A 3,275-nucleotide genomic window follows, 5' to 3' on the forward strand; every position below is an offset into this window, starting at 1 on the left:
ACAGTGGTGGTGACAGGCCAAGGTAAAGCAGGCACTGCAATGGAAGATGAAATTGAGATAGCTGAACTTAATATAGAAAAGACTATAGATCCGGGTTCCATATGTAAACCTGGTTCAACAGATGTTTACACTGTCAGATCTACTGGCTATGGTACTGCTAGTTCTGGTACTCAGGGACAGAGTCGTTCTTTGACATTTACTTTGGATTGTGCGGGTAATACTGCTAGAACTCAAGCTCGTGTTACTGGAGGCAGCGTTGGCGTATACGCTGCTCATACTTTTTATGCCGACAACGTTAATATATTTAGTGACAGAGAAAATGGACCTCATATCTGCCAAACTTGTACGGGTAACGCTACAGTAGAATCCGACTTATCTGACATTGATCTTTCTAATGCAGATTGGATCAGGTTTAGTACAAACCAATTACTCGTGGATTTAACTAGGGATATAGACACTGGAGAGTTAACTCCAAATTGTAGAAATACTATGCCTGGAGATGCTCCTGATGCTTCATGTAGTCTTACTATTCAGTAGATAAGTCAATCTCGAAATTACTTTCGATCCGTGAATAGGCTCGGTTATACACTCTCTCCTCTATTTGGGGAGAGAGTTTGTTGATTCTCACTGCCTCCTTCCTGTGTTACTTGCCCACCAAAACCAGTTTTATACCCATCCGCAAATCAATTTTATCTATATCATCACACAGACAATGGTAGATGTGACTATTAATCCTTTATTATCAGGATATTGCGCTGATTTAACTTTGTATATGGATACGTGTCCCACTCGTTTTCAACGTACAATATAATCTTCAGTTTGAGTTGGTTATTTTTGTAGATTGCCACTCAATTGAAAATAGGAGTAAAAACTCCTAGCTACTGCCATATAAAATGCATCGTCAACTATAATTTGTCATGACATGGTAAAAATTTGTAATTTTTTTGCAAATGTTTTAATGTGGTCATGATGACGAAAGTACTTGAAAGAAAACGTTTCAAGCTTGTCTAGTTAAGTTGGCCTTCATAGCGAAAAGCGAAAGTCTATTCAATACGATAATTTAAAAATATAAGAGTGGTTATTCTTATGATAAATAAAATTAAATTTCTGTCTCTTTCTGCACTAGCTTCAGCAATGATATTCACTTCAGGTATCTCACAAGCCGCCGTTAATGGGAGTTTAGAAGTAAAATTCCAAAGCTCAATTACTTCTCGTTCATGTGATATTGGGGTCATCGATGAAACTGGCAACAGCAATCTAAGCAATACAGTTATTTTACCTTCCTTGACTACTGATGACGTTAATACAATGACAGGTGTTGTGGGTACCTCTGTTTCTTTCTCTGTTGGTGCGGTAGACCAAGAAGAGTGTTTTAATAGTGGCGCTGTTACTACGTTTGATATAGTTGCATCTGGCGATCAAGTATCTACTGACGTACTTCGCAACGCTTATGCAACAGGCCCTGCCAATATGGGTGTCCAGATGCTTCTTGACTCCGGTGACTCTATCTTGAATGCTCCTCTTCTAGGCCAAACGGTTTCTTCTGCTGAAGACACAGTCGTTGATTTAAAAGCTCAGCTCTTCCACCTAGATGCGATAGCGCCAAATGAAGGTTTAATTGGTTCTACAGCGACTTTTACTACTGCTTACTATTAATCATTCATTTGACGTTCAATAACAAGCCGCCTGTTCTGGGCGGTTTAATTTTTACACGTAGCTAGAATCCTTTACTCGATTGCTACCACTGATTGATATAGCAGTAATGTGTGATATCATCAAGCCTCATCAAGAGCAATTTTTTGTATCTAAACTCTTTAAAATACTCTTAAAAACACCGTACTATTCGATATCCTTAATTCTTATCTTGCACAGTGTTTGGAGCTTCTGAGCTTAATCTCCGTAATTGCGATTTACCCTCAGCTATTCAATTTTACTCACTATAATTTTACCGATAAAAATCACAACACCAAAGTGAGGTACTAAATTGCCTTAGTGCAGCCTTAATGGAGAGGGAAATTCCCCCTCTCAGTGTAATGATAAAAATAATACTAAAGCTTAGAATGCATCAGTTTTAATAATATAAAATGTGTGTCTAGCCTAGTGTTACTCGTGTGGGTTTGGCTTTCATTAAAACCTTATTTGTTGAGGATGAATATGTATATCAATAAGCTATCTTGTGTTGTCTCTTCTCTGTCTCTTGCCGCTTTTTCGTTTTCATGTTTCGCAGAGTCAGGTTCGACAGACGTCTATTTTAGCAGCAGTATCACCTCAGCAAGCTGTGATGTTGCCCTTTACGATGAGAATAAGACCAAGATTGACAGTAACACTTTAGTGGTTCCTAGTCTTACTATCAGTGAAGCAGGTGGCTCAGGAGCGCTTGGCGAGCCTACGCCGTTTTATATTGGCCCTGACGATGACACATTGTGTGACTGGTTTAGTATGGATGATAATAGGGTCAGTGTCTTTGTTTCAGGTACAAGTACTGACACCAATGGTGAGGTACTTAAGAATACCAACAGTAGCGGTCCTCAAAATATTGGCTTTTTTATTACCGATGAAGGTAATAGCCCAGTACTAAATAGTGTCCACGACTACCCATATACAGAGACGATAAAATACATACCCTACGAGGTGTCGTTGTTTAATGTTGATGGAAGTGCAGCCAACGGTGGTTTGGTGTCGAGTGTAGCGGTGTTCACAACCAGTTATATGTAAGCCAGGTTTTGAGTCATTGTTAGACTCAGCCTGATTAAATACACAAGATATTGATTGTTAGGAATACAGATGCGTATTTTATATAGTGTTTTAATATTGTTATATTCTGGTATGTCGTTGGCGGCTTATTCACCGGATAACTCGACGGTTGAAGCGAATATTTATAGCGTGGAGTTAAACGCAGCGAAGGAGCGAAGCGCTATTAAGGTGTCGTTATTTGATGAGAATCATCGTCCCATTTATGCGGGCGATTGTAGCGATGTCATTATAGAGCGTAAAGCGGGTGAAAATCCGGCTATTGGCAGGCTGGATACTAGAGTATACGGTTCCAACCAAGCGCACAACAACAACAGTTGTTACACCTATTTTTACCCGGGCAGCAGTGCGGAAGGTAATATACCTGGTGATGTGATTGTGACGGCCAAAGTCAATGGTGAGCTTCTAAGTGGTGATGAAAGTGACATCACTTTAACGGTAGTTGGCGATGGCAGTGGTAATGGCAATGGTATATGTGAAGTGGGTGAAAGTGGCGCAGCCGATTGTGATGGTTTGTGTGTTCG

General features: G+C 39.9%; 4 protein-coding genes. All 4 read left to right on the plus strand.

The genetic code is table 11. The annotated features are described in order from the left end of the window. Positions 1 to 537, plus strand: a 537-nt coding sequence (locus tag KO511_RS08675) for a hypothetical protein (protein ID WP_215987055.1), incomplete at its 5' end; no start/stop codon positions are given. 549 nt (positions 538 to 1,086) lie between these two features. After that, on the plus strand, positions 1,087 to 1,656 hold the full coding sequence (locus KO511_RS08680; protein ID WP_215987056.1) for a fimbrial protein: 570 nt from the start codon (positions 1,087 to 1,089) through the stop codon (positions 1,654 to 1,656). A 498-nt stretch (positions 1,657 to 2,154) separates the two neighbouring features. Next, the gene (locus tag KO511_RS08685; protein WP_215987057.1) at positions 2,155 to 2,715 is read left to right on the plus strand and encodes a fimbrial protein; all 561 of its coding nucleotides are present in this window, start codon (positions 2,155 to 2,157) and stop codon (positions 2,713 to 2,715) included. Between the two features lie 69 nt (positions 2,716 to 2,784). After that, the coding region (locus tag KO511_RS08690; protein WP_215987058.1) for a hypothetical protein at positions 2,785 to 3,275 on the plus strand (491 nt) is incomplete at its 3' end.

Origin of the sequence: Vibrio hepatarius (assembly GCF_018860525.1) — a bacterium.
GTDB classification, from domain to species: domain Bacteria; phylum Pseudomonadota; class Gammaproteobacteria; order Enterobacterales; family Vibrionaceae; genus Vibrio; species Vibrio hepatarius_B.

Excerpts from the sequence above, each read along its gene's own strand:
- KO511_RS08680 (WP_215987056.1), top strand. The coding sequence starts at position 1,087 with ATGATAAATAAAATTAAATTTCTGTCTCTTTCTGCACTAGCTTCAGCA.
- KO511_RS08685 (WP_215987057.1), top strand. The coding sequence starts at position 2,155 with ATGTATATCAATAAGCTATCTTGTGTTGTCTCTTCTCTGTCTCTTGCC.